General features: G+C 65.1%; 18 protein-coding genes and 1 riboswitch. Of the genes, 15 read left to right on the top strand and 3 right to left on the bottom strand.

Features of this window, described 5'->3' with window-relative positions; translation table 11 throughout:
• Nucleotides 1–87: 87 nt before the first annotated feature.
• Both serA and KUV65_RS09035 read right to left on the bottom strand, forming a co-directional pair.
• Nucleotides 88–1,683, bottom strand: coding sequence for a phosphoglycerate dehydrogenase (gene serA / locus KUV65_RS09030; RefSeq protein ID WP_222189799.1), 1,596 nt, complete (start codon nt 1,681–1,683; stop codon nt 88–90).
• 81 nt (nt 1,684–1,764) lie between these two features.
• The gene (locus KUV65_RS09035) at nt 1,765–2,919 is read right to left on the bottom strand and encodes a phosphoserine transaminase (protein WP_222189801.1); all 1,155 of its coding nucleotides are present in this window, start codon (nt 2,917–2,919) and stop codon (nt 1,765–1,767) included.
• 348 nt (nt 2,920–3,267) lie between these two features.
• Here KUV65_RS09035 and KUV65_RS09040 point away from each other — a divergent pair, with 348 nt between their 5' ends.
• Complete coding sequence (locus KUV65_RS09040; RefSeq protein WP_222189803.1) at nt 3,268–3,702, top strand: MarR family winged helix-turn-helix transcriptional regulator; 435 nt, start codon at nt 3,268–3,270, stop codon at nt 3,700–3,702.
• Here the strand turns inward: KUV65_RS09040 and KUV65_RS09045 are convergent.
• A complete protein-coding gene (locus tag KUV65_RS09045) occupies nt 3,693–4,496 on the bottom strand; it encodes an alpha/beta hydrolase (RefSeq protein WP_222191247.1) in 804 nt (267 codons plus the stop codon). The genes KUV65_RS09040 and KUV65_RS09045 overlap by 10 nt on opposite strands.
• Before the next feature lie 81 nt (nt 4,497–4,577).
• Here KUV65_RS09045 and KUV65_RS09050 point away from each other — a divergent pair, with 81 nt between their 5' ends.
• The 14 genes from KUV65_RS09050 to KUV65_RS09115 all read left to right on the top strand — a co-directional run bounded on the left by KUV65_RS09050 (nt 4,578) and on the right by KUV65_RS09115 (nt 20,761).
• A complete protein-coding gene (locus KUV65_RS09050) occupies nt 4,578–8,147 on the top strand; it encodes a hydantoinase B/oxoprolinase family protein (RefSeq protein ID WP_222189805.1) in 3,570 nt (1,189 codons plus the stop codon).
• Nucleotides 8,148–8,290: 143 nt separating this feature from the next.
• Nucleotides 8,291–8,482, top strand: a riboswitch (cobalamin riboswitch).
• Nucleotides 8,483–8,622: 140 nt separating this feature from the next.
• The gene (locus KUV65_RS09055; protein ID WP_222189807.1) at nt 8,623–10,449 is read left to right on the top strand and encodes a TonB-dependent receptor plug domain-containing protein; all 1,827 of its coding nucleotides are present in this window, start codon (nt 8,623–8,625) and stop codon (nt 10,447–10,449) included.
• Nucleotides 10,450–10,480: 31 nt separating this feature from the next.
• Nucleotides 10,481–11,278 (top strand): ABC transporter substrate-binding protein, encoded by a 798-nt coding sequence (locus KUV65_RS09060; RefSeq protein WP_222189810.1) that lies wholly within the window; start codon nt 10,481–10,483, stop codon nt 11,276–11,278.
• Nucleotides 11,275–12,264, top strand: coding sequence for a FecCD family ABC transporter permease (locus KUV65_RS09065; RefSeq protein WP_222189812.1), 990 nt, complete (start codon nt 11,275–11,277; stop codon nt 12,262–12,264). Before KUV65_RS09060 ends, KUV65_RS09065 begins: the two co-directional genes overlap by 4 nt.
• Nucleotides 12,261–13,019: an ABC transporter ATP-binding protein gene (locus tag KUV65_RS09070; protein ID WP_222189814.1), complete on the top strand. Its 759-nt coding sequence runs from the start codon at nt 12,261–12,263 to the stop codon at nt 13,017–13,019. The genes KUV65_RS09065 and KUV65_RS09070 overlap by 4 nt, the downstream gene beginning before the upstream one ends.
• Entirely contained in the window at nt 13,016–13,660 is a 645-nt protein-coding gene (locus KUV65_RS09075; RefSeq protein WP_222189816.1) for an adenosylcobinamide amidohydrolase, read from the top strand. The genes KUV65_RS09070 and KUV65_RS09075 overlap by 4 nt, the downstream gene beginning before the upstream one ends.
• A gap of 28 nt (nt 13,661–13,688) precedes the next feature.
• Entirely contained in the window at nt 13,689–14,306 is a 618-nt protein-coding gene (locus KUV65_RS09080) for a MotA/TolQ/ExbB proton channel family protein (protein WP_222189818.1), read from the top strand.
• Nucleotides 14,303–14,698 carry an ExbD/TolR family protein gene (locus tag KUV65_RS09085; protein WP_222189820.1) on the top strand — a complete coding sequence of 132 codons (396 nt, stop codon included), beginning with the start codon at nt 14,303–14,305 and terminating at the stop codon, nt 14,696–14,698. The genes KUV65_RS09080 and KUV65_RS09085 overlap by 4 nt, the downstream gene beginning before the upstream one ends.
• Nucleotides 14,695–15,081, top strand: a complete 387-nt coding sequence (locus tag KUV65_RS09090) for an ExbD/TolR family protein (protein ID WP_222189825.1) — start codon at nt 14,695–14,697, stop codon at nt 15,079–15,081. Before KUV65_RS09085 ends, KUV65_RS09090 begins: the two co-directional genes overlap by 4 nt.
• Complete coding sequence (locus tag KUV65_RS09095; protein WP_222189826.1) at nt 15,078–16,052, top strand: energy transducer TonB family protein; 975 nt, start codon at nt 15,078–15,080, stop codon at nt 16,050–16,052. Before KUV65_RS09090 ends, KUV65_RS09095 begins: the two co-directional genes overlap by 4 nt.
• 39 nt (nt 16,053–16,091) lie before the next feature.
• Nucleotides 16,092–16,775, top strand: coding sequence for an ABC transporter ATP-binding protein (locus KUV65_RS09100; RefSeq protein ID WP_222189827.1), 684 nt, complete (start codon nt 16,092–16,094; stop codon nt 16,773–16,775).
• 2 nt (nt 16,776–16,777) lie between these two features.
• On the top strand, nt 16,778–19,180 hold the full coding sequence (locus KUV65_RS09105) for an ABC transporter permease (protein WP_222189828.1): 2,403 nt from the start codon (nt 16,778–16,780) through the stop codon (nt 19,178–19,180).
• Nucleotides 19,180–20,235, top strand: coding sequence for a lipocalin-like domain-containing protein (locus tag KUV65_RS09110; RefSeq protein WP_222189829.1), 1,056 nt, complete (start codon nt 19,180–19,182; stop codon nt 20,233–20,235). The genes KUV65_RS09105 and KUV65_RS09110 overlap by 1 nt, the downstream gene beginning before the upstream one ends.
• Complete coding sequence (locus tag KUV65_RS09115) at nt 20,228–20,761, top strand: pyridoxamine 5'-phosphate oxidase family protein (RefSeq protein ID WP_222189830.1); 534 nt, start codon at nt 20,228–20,230, stop codon at nt 20,759–20,761. The genes KUV65_RS09110 and KUV65_RS09115 overlap by 8 nt, the downstream gene beginning before the upstream one ends.
• Nucleotides 20,762–20,767 lie beyond the last annotated feature (6 nt).

Raw genomic sequence — 20,767 nt, forward strand, 5'->3', positions numbered from 1 at the left:
ACGTAAAACGATGAATTTGGCAAGGTAGAGTTCAAGAGAAGGGCGCCCGGCGGAAGGCCGGACGCCCTTTTTGTTGCTATGTCCGGCTCAGGCGGCGTCGAATTGTAGCGGACGGATCTGCTGGAACATGCCGGTGTCGCGCAGCGCGACAAGGGCCGGTTCAGGCGGCTGTTCGTCGAGGTAGAGAAGCGCGATGGCCTCCTCGCCCGCGCCCGAGCGACCGAGCGTAAAGTTCGCGATGTTCACGCTGTTCTCACCCAGCGTGCGGCCCAATGTCCCGATGATGCCCGGCACGTCCTTGTTGGTCGTGTAAAGCATGTGCTCGCCGATCTCGGCATCGATGTTGATGCCCTTGATCTGGATGAAGCGCGGCTTGCCATCGGAGAACACCGTACCCGCAATCGAACGATCCTTGACGGCCGTTTTCACATGCAGGCGGATATAGCCGTCGAACACGCCGGTCTTGTCCTGCGTGGTGGTCGAAATCTCGATCCCGCGCTCGCGGGCGATCACCGGTGCGGACACCATGTTCACGCCCGGGTTGGACGGCTTCATCAGGCCCGCGATGGCAGCGCAGTTCAACGCCTGCAGGTTCATGTCCTTGACCAGGCCGTTATAGGTGATCTCGATTTCCTCGATCGCCTCTTCGGTCAGTTGGCCGACAAAAGCGCCCAGGTGCTCGGCCAGCTTGACCCAGGGGCCCATGATCGCTGCTTCCTCGGCCGTGACGGACGGCATGTTCAGCGCGTTCGTGACGGCCCCGGTCAGAAGGTAGTCCGACATCTGCTCGGCCACCTGGAGGGCGACGTTTTCCTGCGCCTCGGTGGTGGCGGCGCCAAGGTGGGGCGTGACCACGACATTGGGCAGGTTGAACAGCGGGTTCTCGGTGGCGGGTTCTTCCTTGAACACGTCAAAGGCCGCACCGGCGACGTGACCGTCCTTGATCAGCTGCGCCAGCGCCGCTTCGTCGACCAGACCGCCACGGGCGCAGTTGACGATGCGCACGCCTTTCTTGGTCTTCTTGAGGTTCTCTTCCGACAGGATATTCGCCGTCTTCTCGGTGAAGGGCACGTGCAGCGTGATGAAATCGGCGCGGGCCAGCAGTTCGTCGAGCTCGACCTTGGTCACGCCCATGGACTTGGCGCGTTCCTCGGACAGGAAGGGGTCGTAGGCCACGACCTTCATCTTCAGCCCAAGCGCCCGGTTGCAGACGATGGAGCCGATGTTGCCAGCCCCGATGACACCAAGGGTCTTGCCGGTCAGTTCCACGCCCATGAAGCGGGATTTTTCCCACTTGCCGGCATGGGTCGAGGCGTTGGCCTCGGGGATCTGGCGGGCCACGGCGAACATCATCGCGATGGCGTGTTCGGCGGTGGTGATGGAGTTGCCGAAGGGCGTGTTCATCACGATGATGCCCTTCTTCGACGCCTCGGGAATATCGACATTGTCGACCCCGATCCCGGCCCGGCCGACGACCTTGAGATTGGTGGCAGCGGCGATGATCTTTTCGGTCACCTTGGTGGCCGAGCGGATCGCCAGACCGTCATAATCTCCGATGACTTCAAGGAGCTTGTCCTTGTCCTTGCCGATGGAGGGATCGAAGGTCACGTCGATGCCACGGTCACGGAAAATTTGCACGGCAGTTTCGGAGAGCTTGTCGCTCACGAGCACTTTGGGGGCCATGTCAGGCACTCCTCATTCAAGAAATTCAGGGGGTCACAGGGCGTGCACATGCCGTACACACCCTGTACATACGCATATCCGTCAGGCGGCTTGAGCCTGCGCCTCGATCTCGGCGTGGAAGGCCCAGTCGAGCCACGGCAGCATCGCCTCGATATCGGCGGTTTCCACCGTCGCACCGCACCAGATCCGCAGACCGGCGGGGGCATCGCGATAGGCGCCGATATCCAGCGCCACGCCCTCGGCCTCCAGCCGCTTGGCGACGGCCTTGGCAAAAGCGGCGCCATCCGTGATCCGGTCATCGGTGAACTTGAGGCAGACCGACGTGTTCGACCGCGTCGCCGGATCCTCGGCGAGGTTGTCGATCCAGTCGCGCTCGGCGCAGAAATCGAAGATGGCCTGCGCGTTGGCATCGGCCCGCGCCATCAGGGCAGGCAGGCCGCCGATGGCCTGCGCCCAGTCCAGCGCGAGCAGGTAATCCTCGACCGCCAGCATGGAGGGGGTGTTGATCGTCTCGCCCACGAAGATGCCTTCGATCAGCTTGCCACCCTTGGTCAGGCGGAAAATCTTGGGCAGGGGCCATGCGGGGGTGTAGCTTTCCAGACGCTCCACCGCGCGGGGGCTGAGGATCAGCATGCCGTGCGCCGCTTCGCCGCCCATCACCTTCTGCCAGGAGAAGGTCGTCACATCCAGCTTGTCCCAGGGCAGGTCCTGCGCAAACGCGGCAGAGGTCGCGTCGCAGATCGTCAGGCCCTCACGGTCGGCCGGGATCAGGTCGCCATTCGGGACGCGAACGCCCGAGGTGGTGCCGTTCCAGGTAAAGACGACATCGGTGTTGAAATCGACCTCGGCGAAATCGACGATCTGGCCGTACTCGGCGGTCTTCACCTCAGCCTGGATCTTGAGCTGCTTGACTGCGTCGGTGACCCAGCCCGCGCCAAAGCTTTCCCAGGCGACCATCGTCGCGGGGCGCGCGCCCAGCAGCGACCACATGGCCATCTCGACCGCGCCGGTGTCCGAGGCGGGCACGATGCCGATGCGGTAATCGGCGGGCACGCCGAGAACCTCGCGCGTCATTTCGATCGCGGCTTTCAGCTTGTCCTTGCCGATCTTGGCGCGGTGCGAGCGGCCCAGCGCGGCGCCAGACAGTTTATCGAGGGAAAAAACGGGGGGTTTGGCACAGGGGCCAGAGGAAAAACGCGGATTGGCCGGCCGCGTGGCCGGTTGGTCGATAGTCATGATCTGATACCCTCTCAGATATACGCCCCTCGTTGGGGAGGGGTGTCCCGCCGCCGCACATACGGGGGACCGTCAGGGCCGACAAGCCGGAAAATGCGACCAAAGCGTCGCAACCGGGCATTCTGGAGACGAGAAATGAAACGCCGAAGCGCAGAGCGTTTTGCGCAAAATCAAGGGTAACACCCTGATTCCATGGGTTTCGTCAGGTCAGCAAAACAAGGGGATTGGGCGGTTCGCTCAACGTTTCACGCGGCGTTTTGTCCATCGGAATTGACAATACACTTGCGCGAGTAGATCAAGCCGTCCTAAACTTATGATTGAATTCCTCGCGAATGAAAGGATTGCGGCGTGAAGGATCAAGCCCAATTCCTGCTTTTCGATCTCTGCGAGTACCTGCCATTCCAGATGTCCGTCATCTCTGGCCGCGTGTTCCAGCAAGTCGTGGAAGATGCAGGTCTACAAGTGCCCGAGTGGCGGATCATGATGGCACTGCCGTCGAACCAGCCCTGTTCGTCCCAGGATCTGTGCATCCTGACGGCGATGGATGCCGCGCGGGTCAGCCGCGCCCAGCGCCGGTTGGAAGAGTTGCAGATGATCTCGGTCATCCGCGATACGGAAGATCGGCGGCGTCTGGTCGTGAAATTGTCGGACAAGGGCTCGGACGAGGTGAATCGCCTGCGCATCCTGGCCCGCGATGCGGAAAGCAGCATGCTCGATTCGCTCGGCCCGGAAGATCGCGCGCAATTGAAGACCGCGATCAGCGGCCTTTACGATCAGCTCTGATCCAACAGCAACCTCGTCAACGTCCCGTCGGGTGATTCCAGCCCGGCGATGATGGTGAAGTGATTGTCACCGGGCAGATGCACCGCCTGCGTGTCGACGCCCAGCCCCGTCCAGATATTCGCCAGAAGATCATTCTGGCGCAGGAACTCGGGCCGTTCCTCGGACCCGACCGCGCAGGTCAGGCGCAGGCCCGGGCGCGGGGTCAACAGGGCGGGGCTTTCTGCTGCGGCCTCCTCGGCGTCGAGGCGGAGGGTGTCATTCATCGCCGTGCGCCGCAGGGGGCGAAGGTCATGCACCCCGGAGATCGACAGGATATGCGCGATCCGGTCCGCGACCGGGTCAGGCAGAACCCCCGGACATCCCATGCGGCTGACCAGATGGCCGCCGGCGGAATGGCCGGTCAGGAAAATGGGACCGTCGGGAACGGCCTTTGCCGCCGCGATGACGGCATGGGCGATCTCTTGCGTGATCTCGGAAATTCGGGCCTCGGGGGCGAGCGTGTAGGTGACGTTCGCCACGGCATAGCCAGCGGCCAACGGCCCGGCGGCGAGATGGGCAAAGGCGCGGCCTTCGAACTTGTGCCAATAGCCGCCGTGGACGATCACACACAGACCCTGTGGGGCGGTTTCGGGTCGATACAGGTCGAGGAACTGGCGGTCGCCGGACCCGTAGTTAAGGACCTCCTCAAAATGCTTGGCGCGGAAGGCTGCGGCGCGAGTCGCCCACCCCGCGACCAAGTCATCGGCCCCGGGGATGTAGGCCCCGTTCTGATAGGCATCGTCCCAATCGGTGATCTGCATGATGTGATCCTCCCTCTGGCATCTGGCTAGCCCGAGGGCGGTTTGCTAGCAAGACGCAGGCAAACGGAGCGCATCATGGGCAAGTGGCAATTCTGGGTCGATCGTGGCGGCACCTTCACCGATCTGGTCGGACGGCGACCCGATGGCACGCTGGTGACGACCAAACTCCTCAGCGAGAACCCCGAGCACTATGCCGATGCCGCCGTCGAAGGGGTCCGCCGCCTGATGGAGGGGTCCGACGCCCCGATCGAGGCGGTCAAGATGGGCACGACCGTCGCCACGAATGCCCTGCTGGAGCGCAAAGGCGCGCGCGTTCTACTGCTGATCACCGAGGGGTTTCGGGACCTTCTGCGCATCGGCACGCAGGCGCGGCCACGCCTGTTCGATCTGAACATCCAGTTGCCGTCGCTGCTTTATGAGCAGGGGACCGAGGTGCCCGAACGGCTGGATGCCGAGGGCGGGGTCTTGACCCCCCTGGACGAAGACGCCGTGCGCGCGGCGCTGACCAAGGCCTATGACGATGGCATCCGCGCCGTCGCCATCGCCTTCATGCATTCCTACCTGAACCCTGCGCACGAGATCCGCGCCGCCGAGATCGCCCGCGAGGTGGGGTTTACCCAGGTCACCCCCAGCCACGAGGCCAGCCGCCTGATCAAGCTGGTCGGGCGCGGCGATACGGCGGTGGTCGATGCCTATCTCTCACCGATCCTGCGGCGCTATGTCGACCAGGTGGCCGATGCGCTGGACCTCGGGCGGGGCGGCTGCGAGCACCTGTTCTTCATGCAATCGAATGGCGGGCTGACCGATGCGCGGCTGTTCCAGGGGCGTGACGCGATCCTCTCGGGGCCCGCGGGCGGCGTTGTCGGCATGGTGCGCACCGGGCAGGCGGCAGGGTTCGACAAGCTGATCGGCTTCGACATGGGCGGCACCTCGACCGACGTGTGCCATTTCGCGGGCGAATACGAGCGCAGCTTCGAAACCGAGGTCGCGGGCGTGCGGATGCGCGCGCCGATGATGCATATCCACACGGTCGCGGCGGGGGGCGGATCGATCCTGTCCTATCGCGACGGGCGGTTGCAAGTAGGCCCCGAAAGCGCAGGCGCCGACCCCGGCCCGGCCTGCTACCGGCGCGGCGGGCCCCTGACCGTGACCGATTGCAACGTGATGCTGGGCAAGCTGTCACCCCGGCACTTTCCCGCCGTGTTCGGGCCGAATGCGGATCAGCCGCTGGATGCCGATATCGTGCGCGAGAAATTCGCGGCCCTGGCCAAGGACATTGGGGATGGCCGATCTCCCGAAGAGGTCGCCGAGGGGTTCCTGCGCATCGCGGTCGAGAACATGGCCAACGCGATCAAGAAGATCAGCGTGCAGCGCGGCTATGACGTGACGAAATACGCGCTGGCGAGTTTCGGCGGCGCGGGCGGGCAACATGCCTGCCTCGTCGCGGATGCGCTGGGCATGACGACTGTCATGCTCCATCCCTATGCCGGGGTCCTGTCGGCCTATGGGATGGGCTTGGCCGATATACGCGCGCTGCGCGAAGCGCAGTTCGATGAAGGTTTGGATAGGGTCGAACAGGCGGAACAGAGACTATCCGAGATGGCGGACCAGGCCCGCGCCGAGGTGGCGGAACAGGGTATCGGGACTGACCAGATCAGGATCGAGAAACGCGCCCATCTGCGCTATGCAGGGTCGCTCCAGGCCCTGGCCGTCCCCTTTGGCAGCACCGACGATTTGCGGTCCGCCTTCGAAAACGCGCATCGCGCGCGGTACGGTTTTGCCGCGCCCGAACGGGACCTCGTTTTCGAAATGCTGGAGGTAGAGGCAATCGGGTCGACCGATGCGCCAGACGCCCCGTTGCCGTCCACAAAGAAAGACCCTGCACCGCGCGATACGCTCTCTGTCCACCTTTCCGGGGTGCAGCATGACACGCCCCTTTACGCCCGAGACGACCTGCCTGTCGGCGCAACGGTGGCCGGACCTGCCGTGATCACGGAGGCGACCGGCACCAACATGATCGAACCGGGCTGGCGGGCGCGGGTCGATGAGCTGGGCAACCTCTTGCTGGAACGAATAGAAGCGAAGGCGACCGAACACGCCTTGGGGACCGAGGCCGACCCGGTGATGCTGGAGGTTTTCAACAACCTTTTCATGAACATCGCGGAGCAGATGGGCGCGACCCTGCAAAACACGGCCTATTCGGTGAACATCAAGGAACGGCTCGATTTCTCCTGCGCGCTGTTCGATTCCGATGGCAACCTTGTGGCGAACGCCCCGCATGTGCCGGTGCACCTTGGCTCCATGTCCGAGGCGGTGCGCACCGTTGCGCGCCTGAACGCCGGACAGATTGCCAAGGGCGACGCATATATGCTGAACGCCCCCTTCAACGGCGGCACGCACCTGCCGGATGTGACCGTGATCACACCCGTTTTCGACACGGCCGGGAAAAAGATCGTCTTCTGGGTCGGCAGCCGGGGCCACCATGCCGATATCGGCGGCAAGACCCCTGGATCCGCCCCGCCCGACTCGACCCGGATCGAGGAGGAAGGCGTCGTCATCGACAATTTCAAGCTGGTGGAAAATGGGCGCCTGCGTGAGACCGAGACACGGGCGCTGCTGGCCTCGGGCCGCTATCCCTGCCGCAACATCGACCAGAACATGGCCGATCTGGAGGCGCAGGTGGCCGCCAACGCGACCGGCATCCGCGAGGTGCAGAACATGGTCGAAACCTTCGGGTTAGACACTGTTCTGGCCTATATGCGCCACGTGCAGGACAATGCCGAGGCCAGCGTGCGCCGCGTGATCGGGTCGCTGAAAGACGGGGCCTGCACCTATCCGCTGGACGATGGCAGCGAGATCAAGGTCGATATCCGCGTCGATCAGGCGGCCGGCCGGGCGGTGATCGACTTCACCGGCACCTCGCCGCAGCATCGCAACAACTACAACGCGCCCAAGGCCATCGCGACGGCGGCGGTGCTCTATGTCTTCCGTACGCTGGTCGGCCGCGAGATCCCGTTGAACGAAGGGTGCCTGAAACCTCTGGAGATCATCCTGCCCGAGGGGAGCATGATCAACCCGGTCCACCCCGCCGCCGTCATCGCGGGCAACACCGAGGTCAGCCAGGCGATCACCGAATGCCTCTATGGCGCGCTAGATGTGATCGCGGGCAGCCAAGGCACGATGAACAACTTCATCTGGGGCAATGACCGCATCCAGAATTACGAAACCATCGCGGGCGGCGCGGGGGCCGGGCCGGGATTCGACGGCGCCTCCTGCGTGCAGGTGCACATGACGAATACCCGCGCGACCGATCCCGAGATCCTGGAGACCCGCTTTCCAGTGAGGGTGGAGCGCATGGCCCATCGGAACGGGTCGGGTGGCATCGGCGCATGGACCGGTGGAGAGGGGATGCACCGGGTGCTGCGCTTCCTCGACCCCATGACGATCACGACGCTCTGTTCACACCGCGAGGTGCCTGTTCCGGGGCGCGCGGGCGGTGGCGATGGGGCTGTCGGGGAAAACTGGGTTCTTCGGGCCGATGGTACGCGCGAACGCCTTGCCGGAAATGCCGAGGTCGAGTTGGGCATCGGCGATGCGATCGAAATGCTGACCCCCGGTGGTGGGGGCTGGGGCCAGCCCAAATGACCCGAAAACACAGCCTTCCGGGGCACGGAACGGTCAAGATCGTCTGACAGGACACACGGCGAGTCCTGTCAGAAACCTGTGACATTTCGGTTTCGGGAACCGAAGTGCCGCGTTCAACCCTTGCTTGAACGTCCCGGCGCGCGTATCCGGGGACTCGCTTCGGTCCGGGCGGCGCAAACCGTTCGGGTAAAAGGGAACGCGGTGTAATCCCGCGACTGCCCCCGCAACTGTAAGCGGCGAGTGTGGACGGCATATGCCACTGGGACACCCCGGGAAGGCCCGTTTCACGCAATGACCCGCGAAGTCAGGAGACCTGCCGAAGTGATCACCCTGTCCGGGCGCGGGTGGCGCCATGGGCAACGGACCCTTCCGTAGTGGTGACGCATTTGCGCCGTTCACGGGAGGGCTGCGGAGTCCCTCTTAGAACATTTCGAAGTTCATGAGCCTTTCTGTGGCTCAAATATAGGGACTAGGCATGAAACCTACCTCCATCGCCCTGATATCCTCGATTTTCCTGCCGACGGCCGCTTCAGCACAAGCGGTCTTCGAGCTGGATGAGATTGTCTTCACCACCGAGTTTGGCGAGACCACGATCGAAGAAAGCGGGACCAGTCTTTCTGTCGTCACGCGTGAAGAACTCGAACAAACGGGTGAGACACGGATCATCGACTATATCGCACGGCTTCCCGGTGTGGATGTTCGTGCGCGCGGGCCGCTGGGCAGCGCCACTTCTGTCACCATTCGCGGGGCTGGGCAGAACTATGTGCGGGTGCTTGTTGACGGGATCGACGTGACCGATCTGTCCACCCCGCAGGTCGCCTTTGACTTTGGCAGCCTCACCACGTCGGATATTTCTCGCATTGAATTGCTGCGCGGCGGGCAATCTGCAATCTACGGGTCCGAAGCCGTCGGCGGTGTGATCAACATTACCACACGACGCGCCGAGGAAGAGGGTGTGACCCAGTTCCTCGACGTCGAGGCGGGCAGCTACAACACATTGCGCGGGAGCTATGGCGTGGCTGCCGATCTGGGTGCCATGGACTACGCTCTTACATTCACCCACACCCAGAGCGATGGTTTCTCGGCAGCCGATGAGAACGATGGAAACACGGAAGAAGACGGGTTCGAGTCCGACCGTCTCAGTTTCGCTCTGGGGTATGACCTGGCCAACGGCGGCCGGATCGGTTTGAACGGCTTCGTCGAGGATGCGCGCATTGAATTCGATGAGCAGTTTCCCATTGGCGACGGGAACACCGATGAAGTGTCTTACAACGAGTCCTTTGGTCTGCGGGCCTATCTCGAACTGCCCACAGGTCCGATCGATAGCACCTTCGCCCTTACCTATTACGAGATAGAGCGAGACGTGCGCGGTTCGTCGGGCGGCTTTGGGGCAAACAACGTGTACTCCGGCGAGCGTCTGGGCATCAGTTATCTGGGGGCCATGCAAATCTCTCCGTCAGTCGATATGCGGTTCGGGGTCGATGCAACGCAAGAAACATTCACCCAAGCTGGAGATTACGGTCCGGCAGACGGCGAAAGCGAAACCGTAGGCGTATTCACAGAGGTTGCATGGTCCCCGAGTGCCGACTTCGATCTGTCGGCCACTTTGCGCTATGATGAACACTCGCGCTTTGGTGGCCTGACATCTGGTCGTATCGCCGCATCCTGGCGCCCCGCAGAGGACTGGATCATTCGCAGTTCGGCGGCCCACAGCTTCCGCGCGCCATCGCTTTATGAGCTGTTCGGCCCGTTTGGCGATCCAACCCTGCAGCCGGAAGAAAGCCGATCGGTAGACTTGGGTCTTGAACGCCGTTTCGGCGCGGATGCCTTCGCTCGCATCACGCTGTTCTACAATGAAACGACAAACCTGATCGACTTTCCTTTCCCTTACGCCCAAGTGGCGGGAACGGTAACCCGGAGTGGTGCTGAGGTCGAGTTCGGGACCCCTATTTGGTCGTCTTGGCGTCTTGATGGTAGCTATACCTACACAACGGGCGACAACCCCAACACGCTGACCCCGGGCAACTCATGGAACCTTGAATTCCCCGAGCACGATCTATCCGTGACCCTGACCGGCGATCTGACTGAACGTTTGTCGGCGGCCTTCACAGCACAGTCGGTTTGGGACCGGCCCACCTTGTCGGACTACACGACAGCCAGCGCGACCTTCTCTTATGCAATCGCTGACGAAGTCGAGGCTTATTTGCGCGTAGAGAACCTGTTCGACGAAGAATACCAATTGGTCCGGAGTTACGGCACCAGCGACAGGGCGTTCTACATTGGCCTGCGCTCGCGCTTCTGATCGGCTGAAACACCTTCTGGTGGCGGCGGGGATGACCCTCGCCGCCACTACATCGGCATGGGCGGACGCCCCCACCCGAGTCGTGTCGATGAACCTGTGCACCGACCAGTTGGCGATGATGCTGGCCGCGCCGGGGCAGTTGATCTCGGTCAGCCAGGTCGCGGTCGATCCGCTGACCTCTCCGATGGCCGAGGAAGCGGCCGCTTACGACATCAACTTCGGTAGCGCGGAAGAGATCTATCTGCTCGACCCCGACCTCGTTCTGGCCGGCGTCTATTCCGACCCGGCGACCGTGGACATGCTGCGCCGTCTCGGGGTGCGGGTGGAACAGATCGCGATCACGCAGCACCTTGTCGACGTGCCGGATCGCCTGCGCGAGGTTGGGGCGCTTCTTGGCCAGGAAGAACGGGCAGAGACCCTGATTGCCGCGTTCGAGACGGATCTTGCGCGGCTGACGCATGCCGCGACCGGCCCCCGCGCGGCCTTCTACTTTCCCAACGGCTATACGCTTGGCTCCGAAACGCTGTCGCACGAGATTCTCACAACAGCCGGGTTCACCCATATCGCCGAGGAACTCGGGCGCAGCACATCGGGTCGGCTGGCACTGGAATTGCTCGCCATGGCCGCGCCGGAGCTGGTGATCGGCAGCACGCCCTATGCGGGCGCCTCGCGGTCGGAAGAGATCTTGCGCCACCCCGCGCTGCAAGCGGTGATCGCGGCAGGCCGAGGCACGGTCAGCGGGCCGGATTGGGTCTGCGGCACGCCCCATGTCATCAATGCCCTCGAAAACCTGACCCGCCTGCGGACCGAGATGGGGGCAGCGCAATGACCCGGCGGATCTTCATGCCCGGTCTTGTGGCGCTGGTCCTCGTGCTGTTCGCCCTCTCGCTTCTGATCGGGCCGGCAGGGTTCGGCCTTGGCGATTCGCTGCGGGCATTGATCGGCGGGCAGGGTGATGCGGTCACGCTGGTCATGCGGGAAATACGCCTGCCCCGCGCCATCCTTGCCGTCATGGTCGGCGTATCGCTGGGCCTGTCAGGTGCAGCCTTGCAAGGCTACCTGCGCAACCCGTTGGCGGAACCGGGCCTGATCGGCGTATCGGGGTCGGCGGCGCTGGGCGCGGTGATCGCGCTGCAAACGGGGTTTGCCGCGCTCTTCGCCCTTGCCTTGCCGCTGGCGGCCCTGATCGGGGCGTTGATCGCGGTGATGCTGATCCTGCTGTTGGCCGGCCCACGCGGCGGGTCGATCACGCTGATCCTGGCCGGCATCGCGATTTCGGCCCTTGCGGGGGCGTTGACCTCGCTTGCGCTGAACCTGTCACCCAACCCTTTCGCGGTCAGTGAAACGGTGTTCTGGATGCTTGGATCGCTGTCGGATCGCTCCTTTGTGCATGTCTGGATCGCGCTGCCGTTCATGGCCGTGGGCTGGCTGCTCCTGTCGCTGACGGGCCGGGGCCTGGAGGCGCTGACGCTGGGCGAGGACGCCGCGCAGGCGATGGGGATCGACCTGCGGCTGCTGCGCCTGTCGGTGGTGCTGGGCACGGCGGCCAGCGTCGGCGCGGCCACCGCCGTGGCCGGTGCCATCGGGTTCGTCGGGCTAGTCGTGCCGCACATCCTGCGGCCCTTCGTGGGCGCACGTCCGGGCCGGTTGCTTTGGGCCTCGGCCCTGGGCGGTGCGGCGATGGTTCTGGCGGCCGATATCGCGGTGCGGCTGGTTCTGCCCGACCGCGACCTCAAGCTGGGGGTCCTGATGGCCATCGTGGGGGCGCCGCTGTTCCTGCACCTGATCTACAAGACCCGGAGGGCGATGGCATGACCCTCCTGTCACTCGAAAACCTGACGGTGATGCGCAGGTCTTGCCCCGTGGTCGACACGGCCAGCCTGACCATCGACAAGGGCGAGGTCGTCGGCCTGATCGGGCCGAACGGCGCAGGCAAGACGACCCTTCTGCGCGCGGCCTTGGGGCTTTTGCCGTTTAAGGGCATCTCGTCCCTTGCCCGGATGACACCGCGCGACCGCGCCAAGGCCGCCGCCTGGATGCCACAAGCGCGCGAGATCGCGTGGCCTGTGGCGGTCGAGACGCTGGTGATGCTGGGGCGCGTGCCCTACCTGTCGGGCGGTCAGAAACCGGGCGAGGCCGACCACGACGCGGTTCGGCGCGCCATCGCTGATATGGGCCTGACAGGGTTCGAGGAACGCGCCGCAACCGACCTGTCGGGCGGAGAGCAGGCCCGCGTGTTGATTGCACGGACGCTGGCGCAGGACTGCCCCCTGATCCTCGCGGACGAGCCGATCGCCGGGCTGGACCCCGGCCACCAGATCGCCACGCTGAACCTGTTCCGCAGCATCGCGGCGCAGGGCAAATCGGTTCTCGTCTCCCTGCACGATCTGGGCTTGGCCGCGCGGCATTGCACGCGGCTGATCCTGATGCACCAGGGCCGGATCGTGGCCGATGGGGCGCCTGCGCCCGTTCTGACGCCGGACAACCTGCACGACGTTTTCGGCATCTCGGCCCATGTTCAGGACGGCCCCGATGGCATGATCTTCCAACCGCTCGAGGTGATGCGATGATCGCCGTCACGCTTGACCGTCCCTGGCTGATCGCCGATCTGGGCCAACCGCTGCGCCTGCTCAGCTTCGCGCCGCACCGTCCGGGGTTCGTCTCGGCCAGTCGCGTCCTTTGGCGCGAGGTTCGCAACGCGGACCTGACCCGCGAGTTCGACGCGATTTCCTGGCTCGGCCACGAGATGAGCGCGCGCGGGGATGATGACGCTATCGGGATGCTGACCTCTCGCAATATCGGCCAGAATCATCTCGAATCCGCGGTTTCGGGTCGAATCTCGGCCTCTTGCCTTGCAACCGTTGGCCTTACAAATGCCGAGCGCGTGGGGCATCGCCTGCCCGCGCTGGCCGGGGCCTATGGCACCATCAATCTGTTGGCCGTCACGGATGCCCCCTTGTCGGACACGGCCATGATCGAAGCGATGACCATCGCGGCCGAGGCGCGGACCGCCGCTGTGATCACACATGGCCCCGACCTGCCAACAGGGCGCGCGACAGGCACCGGGACCGATTGCATCGTGCTTGGCTGCCCCGGCGGGTCCACCGCCTATGCCGGACTTCACACCGATGTGGGCGAAGCCCTGGGCCGCGCGGTTTACAACGCTGTGGCCAAGGGCACGCGCGAGTGGATGGAAACGAGGGGCGCTTGATGGCATTTTGCGACCGGGAGACGATGATATGACAGACCTGATCGCCAATGGCGGCGTCGTCCTTTGGATCATCGCCGCACTTTCCGTCGTGACCGTCGCGCTGATCCTGTGGAAGGTCTGGCGCCTGTCGCTGTCGGGGGCGTGGTCAGGCGGGCGCGTGACCACAGAGGCGATTTCGCACTGGCAGGCCGGAGAGGTCGACGCCGCGATGGCGATATTGTCGGGGCGAAACTCGATCCGGGCGCGGCTGGCCTTGGCGGCGATGTCCTCCCGTCTGGATGCGGGCCTGTCTGACGCCGCCGCGCGCGAAGACACCGCAAGGCAGGCGCGGTGCCTTCTGGCGCAACTGCGCGTCGGATTGCGGCCCCTTGACCTGATCGTGACGATTGCGCCGCTTCTGGGTCTGCTCGGCACTGTTCTGGGCATGATCGCGGCCTTCCAGGCCTTGCAGGAGGCCGGTGTGCGCGCCGATCCCGCCACCCTGGCCGGTGGAATATGGGAGGCCCTTCTGACCACGGCCGCGGGGATGGGGGTCGCCATCCCGGCCTCCATGGCGCTGACTTGGTTCGATTCCGTGGCCGACCGCCTGCAGGGCGAGATGGAGGATGACGCGACCCGGATCTTCACGCGGGGGCCTGCGGCGTGAGTTTCACCTTCGACACCCCGCGCGCCCGCCGACGCCCCAGCCTGACCCCTATGGTCGACGTGGTGTTCCTGCTGCTGGTGTTCTTCATGCTGGCCTCGCGCTTCGGGCAAGAGGCCGAGATCACGCTATCGCCGCCCTCGGGCAGCGCAGGGTCAACGACGTGGGACGGCCCCCCGCGCCTGATCGAGATCGGCCCCGATACCCTGCGCCTGAATGGCAGCACCACCGCCTTGACCGATCTGGCCGATGGGATCTCGGCCCTTGTCTCGGGACCAGAGGACCCGATCGTCCTGATGCCGGTCGAAGGGAGCGATCTGCAACGCCTGCTCGATGTCGCCGCCGCCTTGCGCGCTGCCGGGTTCGAATCGCTTATTCTGGTGGACGCGCCATGAATTTCGCTCAGGGCACAAAACGGCGCGCGATGCAGGACCGGGCTATCGTTCCGATGATCAACGTGGTCTTCCTGCTGCTTGTGTTCTTCCTGATGACCGCCAGCCTGACCCCGCCCGCCCCGTTCGAGATAGACCCGGTCGAGGCTGAAGGCGTCTTGACCGACCCACCGCCGGACACGTTGCACATCGCCGCCGATGGGCACCTTGCCTATGAGACGGCCCGCGGCGACGCGGTGTTTGGCGCCTTGGCCAATCGCGATGCGGACCGCCCCTTGCCGATCCGGGCGGATTCGGGCCTGCCCGCATCTGAACTCGCCGCCCTCCTGCCTCGGCTGGCCGAGATCGGGATTGCCGACATCCGGCTTGTGACGGTGCAGCCATGAGGGGCGGCACTGAAATCCTCGCCTTTCTTGGCCTTTCAGCGGCGCTTCATGCAGGCGTTGCCTATTGGGTGCCCGGGGATTTCGGTGGCGCAGGGCAAGGGGCTGGCGGCCAGGATATCGTCTCGCTTCAGGCGAGCCCGGCGGCGCTCTCGACCCTTGTGCGCGAGTGGCGCGATGCGCCCGAGGTGTCGAACGTCAGCGCGTTACAGCCGCCGCAAGTTACCCCCGACCGGCCCATCGCGCCGAACAGCGATGTGGCACCCGTGCAGCACATGCCAACGTCCCTGTCGACACCGGTCTTGGAAACGGCGCCGCAGCGCCCGGCGGCTGTTCCGGCACCGCCCGCCCGGATGCAGGCCATGACCGAATTCGACGGTCCCACCCTGCCCACCATTCCCAGCCTCGCGCCGCCGCCCACGGCAGACGGCGATGCCCCCGGTCGCATGGTCCGGCCCACCCTGACCGCACCCGATCTGACGGCCAGCCCGACCGTCGACGCCACCGCGCCGGAGCCACCGGACTCGCCCCTTGCCGCGCGCAGCTCGCCCCGCCCGACGGCACGGCCCGAGCGGCCCGAGGCAGCGGCCAGTCCACCACGCACGCCCACACCGGCGCGCGTGGCCGGCGGCAGCGGCGGAGGGGCGACCCAAGGCGCGGCCACCCAACCCGCGCCACAGCCCAGTCTTTCGGCAGGGGAACGTCAGAGCCTGATTGCGTCGTGGGGCGCTCAGATCCAAAGGCGCATCGAACGCAGCCGGCCCCGCGTGCGCGGCACGGGACAGGTGGTGTTGCGCCTGACGATCACGCGGGGCGGGCAACTGGCCGGTGTCGGCATAGCGCGGCCCTCCGGTGATCCGGCCATCGACCGGGCCGCCGTTCAGGCCGTGCAACGTGCCGGGCGCTTCCCCGCGGCCCCCGATGGCCTGACCGATCCGAGTTACGGATTCTCTCTGCCCGTGACATTCCGCTAAGGGCTGTTCGGGGCTGATCCGGCTGCTATGTCGGACAGCATGGTAAACAGCTTTCTGAATATCGAGTCCGTCTCGAAAAGTTATCCCGGATCGGATGGGCCGGTCTCCGTCCTGCGCGGCGTGGACCTGAGCCTTGCCGCCGGAGAGACCCTCGCCCTGACAGGCGAAAGCGGGTCGGGCAAAAGCACGCTTTTGCACCTCGCCGCCGCGCTGGATGCGCCCGATAGTGGCTCGATCCGGCTTGATGGGGTCGAATTTGCCGGACTGGGGGACTCGGACCGTGCAGCGCTTCGGCGCGAGAAGATCGGCCTCGTCTTTCAGCAGTTCAACCTTGTTCCGTCCCTGACCGTCGCCGCCAATATCAGCCTGCAAGCGCGGCTCGCGGGTCGCCATGATGCCGATCTGAGCGCCCGCCTTGTCGAGCGGCTGGGGCTCAACGCGGTGGTCGACCGCTACCCCGAACAGCTTTCCGGCGGGCAACAACAGCGCGTGGCCATTGCCCGCGCATTGGCGGCGCGCCCTGCCCTGATCCTGGCGGACGAGCCGACGGGCAACCTCGATGAAGCGACCGGCGATACCGTTCTGTCCCTTCTGCTGGATCTGGTGGCCGAGACCAATGCAGGCCTTCTGATGGTGACCCATTCCACCCGCCTGGCCGACCGCCTGTCGCGTCGGGTTCACCTGTCGCAAGGCCGGATCGCGATGCCTGCGTCGGCGGCCTGACCATGCTCTATTCTGCATTACAGAGCCTGTTTTCCCATTGGCGCCGACAGCCCGGTCAATTGGCCATGCTGGTGCTGGGCCTTGCGCTGGCCACAGCGCTTTGGTCCGGGGTGCAGGCGATAAATGCCGAGGCGCGCGCAAGCTATGACCGGGCCGCGCAAACCCTGGGTCAGGACAGCCTTCCGCGCCTGTCGCGCGCCGATGGGCAACCCGTGCCCCTGTCCGATTACATCGCGCTGCGGCGGGCCGGTTACCTCGTCTCCCCTGTCATCGCGGGCGAGGTGCGCAGCACGAACGCCCGCCTGCGCATTCAAGGCATCGACCCCCTGACCGCACCCGAAGCCGCCCAAGGCCCGGCATTGGACGGAGGCCTGGATCTTGCAGCCTTCTTCACCGCGCCGGGCCTTTTGCTGGTGTCACCGGGCACGGCTGCTGGCCCCCTCCCGCCCGATCTGCCGCGACTGGTCGAGGCCGATGGCATCCCGCCCAACGCCGCGTTGACCGATATTTCGACCGCCGCGCGCCTGACGGGCCAGACCGATCCCTCTTTCCTGTTGGTCGCGCCCGAACAGCCGCGCGGCCTGCCGCCCCTGTCCGAGGCGACGGACCTGGTCCTCAGCCAACCGCAAGAAACCAGCGATATCGCGCGTCTGACCGACAGTTTTCACCTCAACCTGACGGCCTTTGGCCTTTTGTCCTTTGCCGTGGGTCTGTTCATCGTCCATGCCGCGATTGGCTTAGCGTTCGAACAAAGGCGCGCGAGTTTCAGGACGCTTCGCGCCCTCGGCCTGCCCTTGCGGAGCCTTCTGACCGCGCTGGCCTTGGAAATCTCGACGATTGCGGTGCTATCGGGACTGGCCGGGATCGCGCTTGGCTACGCGATCGCCGCCGCGCTGATGCCGGGCGTCGCGGGAACGCTGCGCGGCCTTTACGGCGCAACCGTCCCCGGCACGCTCAGCTTCGATCCGGTTTGGGCGATTTCGGCGCTTGTGATCACACTCTTGGGCGCGGCGGCCGCGACAGCGCAGGCCATGCTCAGAACCGCGCGCATGCCGCTCCTGTCCCCGGCGCAACCGCGCGCATGGGCCCAGGCCGCGGGTCGGACGATCCGAAGCCAAGGCATCGCCGCGCTGGTCCTGTTCATCGCTTCGGGTTTGATCCTGCAGTTCGGGCACGGCCTTGTCGCGGGATTTGCCGTCCTCGCGACCCTGCTGGTCGGCGCTGCCCTGATGCTGCCCGTTTTCTTGACTGTTCTGCTGAACAGGGTCGAAAAATTGACCCGAGCGCCCTTTCTGCAATGGGTCATGGCGGATACTCGACAGCAGATCCCGGGCCTGTCGTTGGCCTTGATGGCCCTGCTTCTGGCCCTGGCCGCGAATATCGGTGTTTCGACCATGGTCGGATCGTTTCGCGGCACGTTCCTTGGCTGGCTGGACCAGCGCCTCGCCGCCGAGCTCTATGTCGGCGCCCGTGACGAGGAACAGGCCATCGCGCTTGCCGAATGGCTGGCCCCCCGGTCCGAGGCCGTTCTTCCGATCATTTCCACCGATGTCCGGCTTCTGGACCTGCCCGGCGAGGTGTTCGGCATGGCCGACCATGCCACCTATCGCGACAACTGGCCCCTTCTGTCGGCCACGCCGGACGCGTGGGACAGGTTGTTCGCCGGTGAAGCCGTCTTGATCAACGAACAGCTTTTCCGGCGCGAGGCCTTGGCGCTTGGGCAGGAAATTGTGATCACGGATGATCTGACCCTGCCCATCGCGGGCGTTTATTCCGACTACGGCAACCCATCGGGGCAAGCAATCATCGGTTTCGATCTGTTCCGGGCGCTTTTCCCGGATGCGCCGCTGACCCGCTTTGCCGTGCGGGTTCCAACCGAGGACGCCCCGGACCTCGCCTCTGCCATACGGGAAACATTCGACGTCCCGACCGAGCTTGTCCGCAATCAGGCCCAGATCAAACGGTTTTCGATCGAGGTGTTCGAGCAGACCTTCCGCGTGACCGGCGCGTTGAACGTGCTGACGCTCGGCGTTGCGGGGCTTGCGCTATTGACCAGCCTGCTGACGCTCGCCTCCCTGCGCCTGCCGCAACTGGCGCCGGTCTGGGCCATCGGCACGCCGCGCAAGGTGTTGGCACGCACGGAACTGGCGCGCAGTATCTTGCTGGCCGCCCTGACATGGGCGTTGTCCCTGCCCGTCGGCCTTGCCCTAGCGTGGGTCTTGCTGGCCGTGGTGAATGTCGAGGCGTTCGGCTGGCGCCTGCCGATGCAGGTTTTCCCCGCGGATTGGGTCAAATTGCTGGGGTTGTCCCTGGTCGCGGCGGTGCTTGCCGCCTCCCTGCCGTCGCTTCGGCTTGCCCGCACACCCCCCGCCCGACTTCTCCAAGTCTTCTCGCAGGAGCGCTGATGTTTCGTTTCCTCCTCGCTCTCCTTCTTTCTGCCAGCCCCGCGCTTTCTCAGGGGTTCGCCGGGCTGGGCACCACGGCGGAAGGGTTCGCCGTACCACAGCCCGACCCCGTGTTCGACTTCCCAAGCGATCACGGCCCCCATCCCGCGTATCGCATCGAATGGTGGTACCTGACCGCGACCCTGAGCGGGGCCGATGGACGGGACTACGGTGCGCAATGGACCCTGTTTCGCAGCGCGCTGGCCCCCGAGACGTCGCAGGGGTGGGAGGCCCCTCAGCTTTTCATGGGGCATGCCGCCGTCACGACAGCCGACGCCCATTACAGCGCCGAACGCCTTGCGCGCGGCGGCATCGGACAGGCCGGCGCCACGGCAGAGCCATTCGAGGCCTGGATCGACGATTGGGCCATGACCTCGACCGCCGCCGAGGGGGCAGATGCCTATTCCGCCCTGTCCCTTACGGCGCGCGGAGACGTGTTTTCCTACGCGATGGAGCTTCAGGCGACCGGCCCGCTCGTCTTCCACGGGCAGGATGGCTATTCCGTCAAATCCGCCGAAGGCCAGGCGAGCTATTACTATTCCCAGCCGTTTTACGAGGTGACGGGCATTCTTGACCTGCCGGATGGGCCGGTCGAGGTCACCGGCACCGCTTGGCTGGACCGGGAATGGTCGTCTCAGCCGCTTTCCGAGACGCAGGAAGGCTGGGATTGGTTCTCACTCCAATTCGCAGATGGCGCGCGGTTGATGGGCTTCGGCCTGCGCGAGACGGGGGGCAGTGTCTATACCTCGGCAACCTGGATCGAGCCGGATGGCGCGACAGTGGCCTATCCCGATGGCGCGCTGCGGCTGACCCCGCTGGCCAGTGTCGACGTCGCGGGCCGAACGGTGCCCGTGGAATGGCGCGTGGAACTGCCCGATCGCGAGCTCGACATAACGACGCGGGCGTTGAACCCGCAAAGCTGGATGGACACCAGTTTCGCCTATTGGGAAGGGCCGATCTTTTTCACCGGCTCCCATGACGGGCGCGGCTACCTAGAGATGACCGGATATGAATGACTATAGTCTAAATGGCTTTTTAGACACTGTTTGGAGCCATCTATCGCGCGGTGTCGCCGACCGAAAACACCCCGCCCGGCACCCGACCTTGGCCACGATCGGGCCGGATGGGCCAGAGCTTCGCACGCTCGTCCTGCGGGGGGCCGATCGTGCGGACGCGACCCTCGACCTGCATACCGATGCGGCCTCCCCCAAATATGCGCAGATCAAGGCCGATCCCCGCGTCGCGCTTCATGTCTGGGTGCCCAAGGCGCGCCTTCAGATCCGGATGCGGGGCCGGGCCGAGATGCGGCAAGGCGACCGGGACGTGTTCGACCGTCTCCCGCCCGAGGCGCAGGCGAATTACGGCGGCCCGGCCCCCGGCACGCCCGGCAACAAGCCGGACGGCACCCAAGGCGACCCCGCCCGCTTTGCCCTGATCCGTATTCATCTGGCCGAAATCGACGCCCTGTCCCTTGGCGACACGCATCAGCGCGCCCTGTTCACCGCGACTAACGGATGGGGCGGCGCTTGGATCGCGCCCTAGGCACGA

This window comes from Maritalea mobilis, from assembly GCF_019800885.1.
GTDB classification, from domain to species: Bacteria; Pseudomonadota; Alphaproteobacteria; order Rhodobacterales; family Rhodobacteraceae; genus Roseibacterium; species Roseibacterium beibuensis.

Excerpts from the sequence above, each read along its gene's own strand:
- serA (WP_222189799.1), bottom strand. The coding sequence starts at position 1,683 with ATGGCCCCCAAAGTGCTCGTGAGCGACAAGCTCTCCGAAACTGCCGTG.
- KUV65_RS09035 (WP_222189801.1), bottom strand. The coding sequence starts at position 2,919 with ATGACTATCGACCAACCGGCCACGCGGCCGGCCAATCCGCGTTTTTCC.
- KUV65_RS09050 (WP_222189805.1), top strand. The coding sequence starts at position 4,578 with ATGGGCAAGTGGCAATTCTGGGTCGATCGTGGCGGCACCTTCACCGAT.
- KUV65_RS09055 (WP_222189807.1), top strand. The coding sequence starts at position 8,623 with ATGAAACCTACCTCCATCGCCCTGATATCCTCGATTTTCCTGCCGACG.
- KUV65_RS09060 (WP_222189810.1), top strand. The coding sequence starts at position 10,481 with ATGACCCTCGCCGCCACTACATCGGCATGGGCGGACGCCCCCACCCGA.
- KUV65_RS09065 (WP_222189812.1), top strand. The coding sequence starts at position 11,275 with ATGACCCGGCGGATCTTCATGCCCGGTCTTGTGGCGCTGGTCCTCGTG.
- KUV65_RS09070 (WP_222189814.1), top strand. The coding sequence starts at position 12,261 with ATGACCCTCCTGTCACTCGAAAACCTGACGGTGATGCGCAGGTCTTGC.
- KUV65_RS09075 (WP_222189816.1), top strand. The coding sequence starts at position 13,016 with ATGATCGCCGTCACGCTTGACCGTCCCTGGCTGATCGCCGATCTGGGC.
- KUV65_RS09080 (WP_222189818.1), top strand. The coding sequence starts at position 13,689 with ATGACAGACCTGATCGCCAATGGCGGCGTCGTCCTTTGGATCATCGCC.
- KUV65_RS09090 (WP_222189825.1), top strand. The coding sequence starts at position 14,695 with ATGAATTTCGCTCAGGGCACAAAACGGCGCGCGATGCAGGACCGGGCT.
- KUV65_RS09095 (WP_222189826.1), top strand. The coding sequence starts at position 15,078 with ATGAGGGGCGGCACTGAAATCCTCGCCTTTCTTGGCCTTTCAGCGGCG.
- KUV65_RS09100 (WP_222189827.1), top strand. The coding sequence starts at position 16,092 with ATGGTAAACAGCTTTCTGAATATCGAGTCCGTCTCGAAAAGTTATCCC.
- KUV65_RS09105 (WP_222189828.1), top strand. The coding sequence starts at position 16,778 with ATGCTCTATTCTGCATTACAGAGCCTGTTTTCCCATTGGCGCCGACAG.
- KUV65_RS09110 (WP_222189829.1), top strand. The coding sequence starts at position 19,180 with ATGTTTCGTTTCCTCCTCGCTCTCCTTCTTTCTGCCAGCCCCGCGCTT.
- KUV65_RS09115 (WP_222189830.1), top strand. The coding sequence starts at position 20,228 with ATGAATGACTATAGTCTAAATGGCTTTTTAGACACTGTTTGGAGCCAT.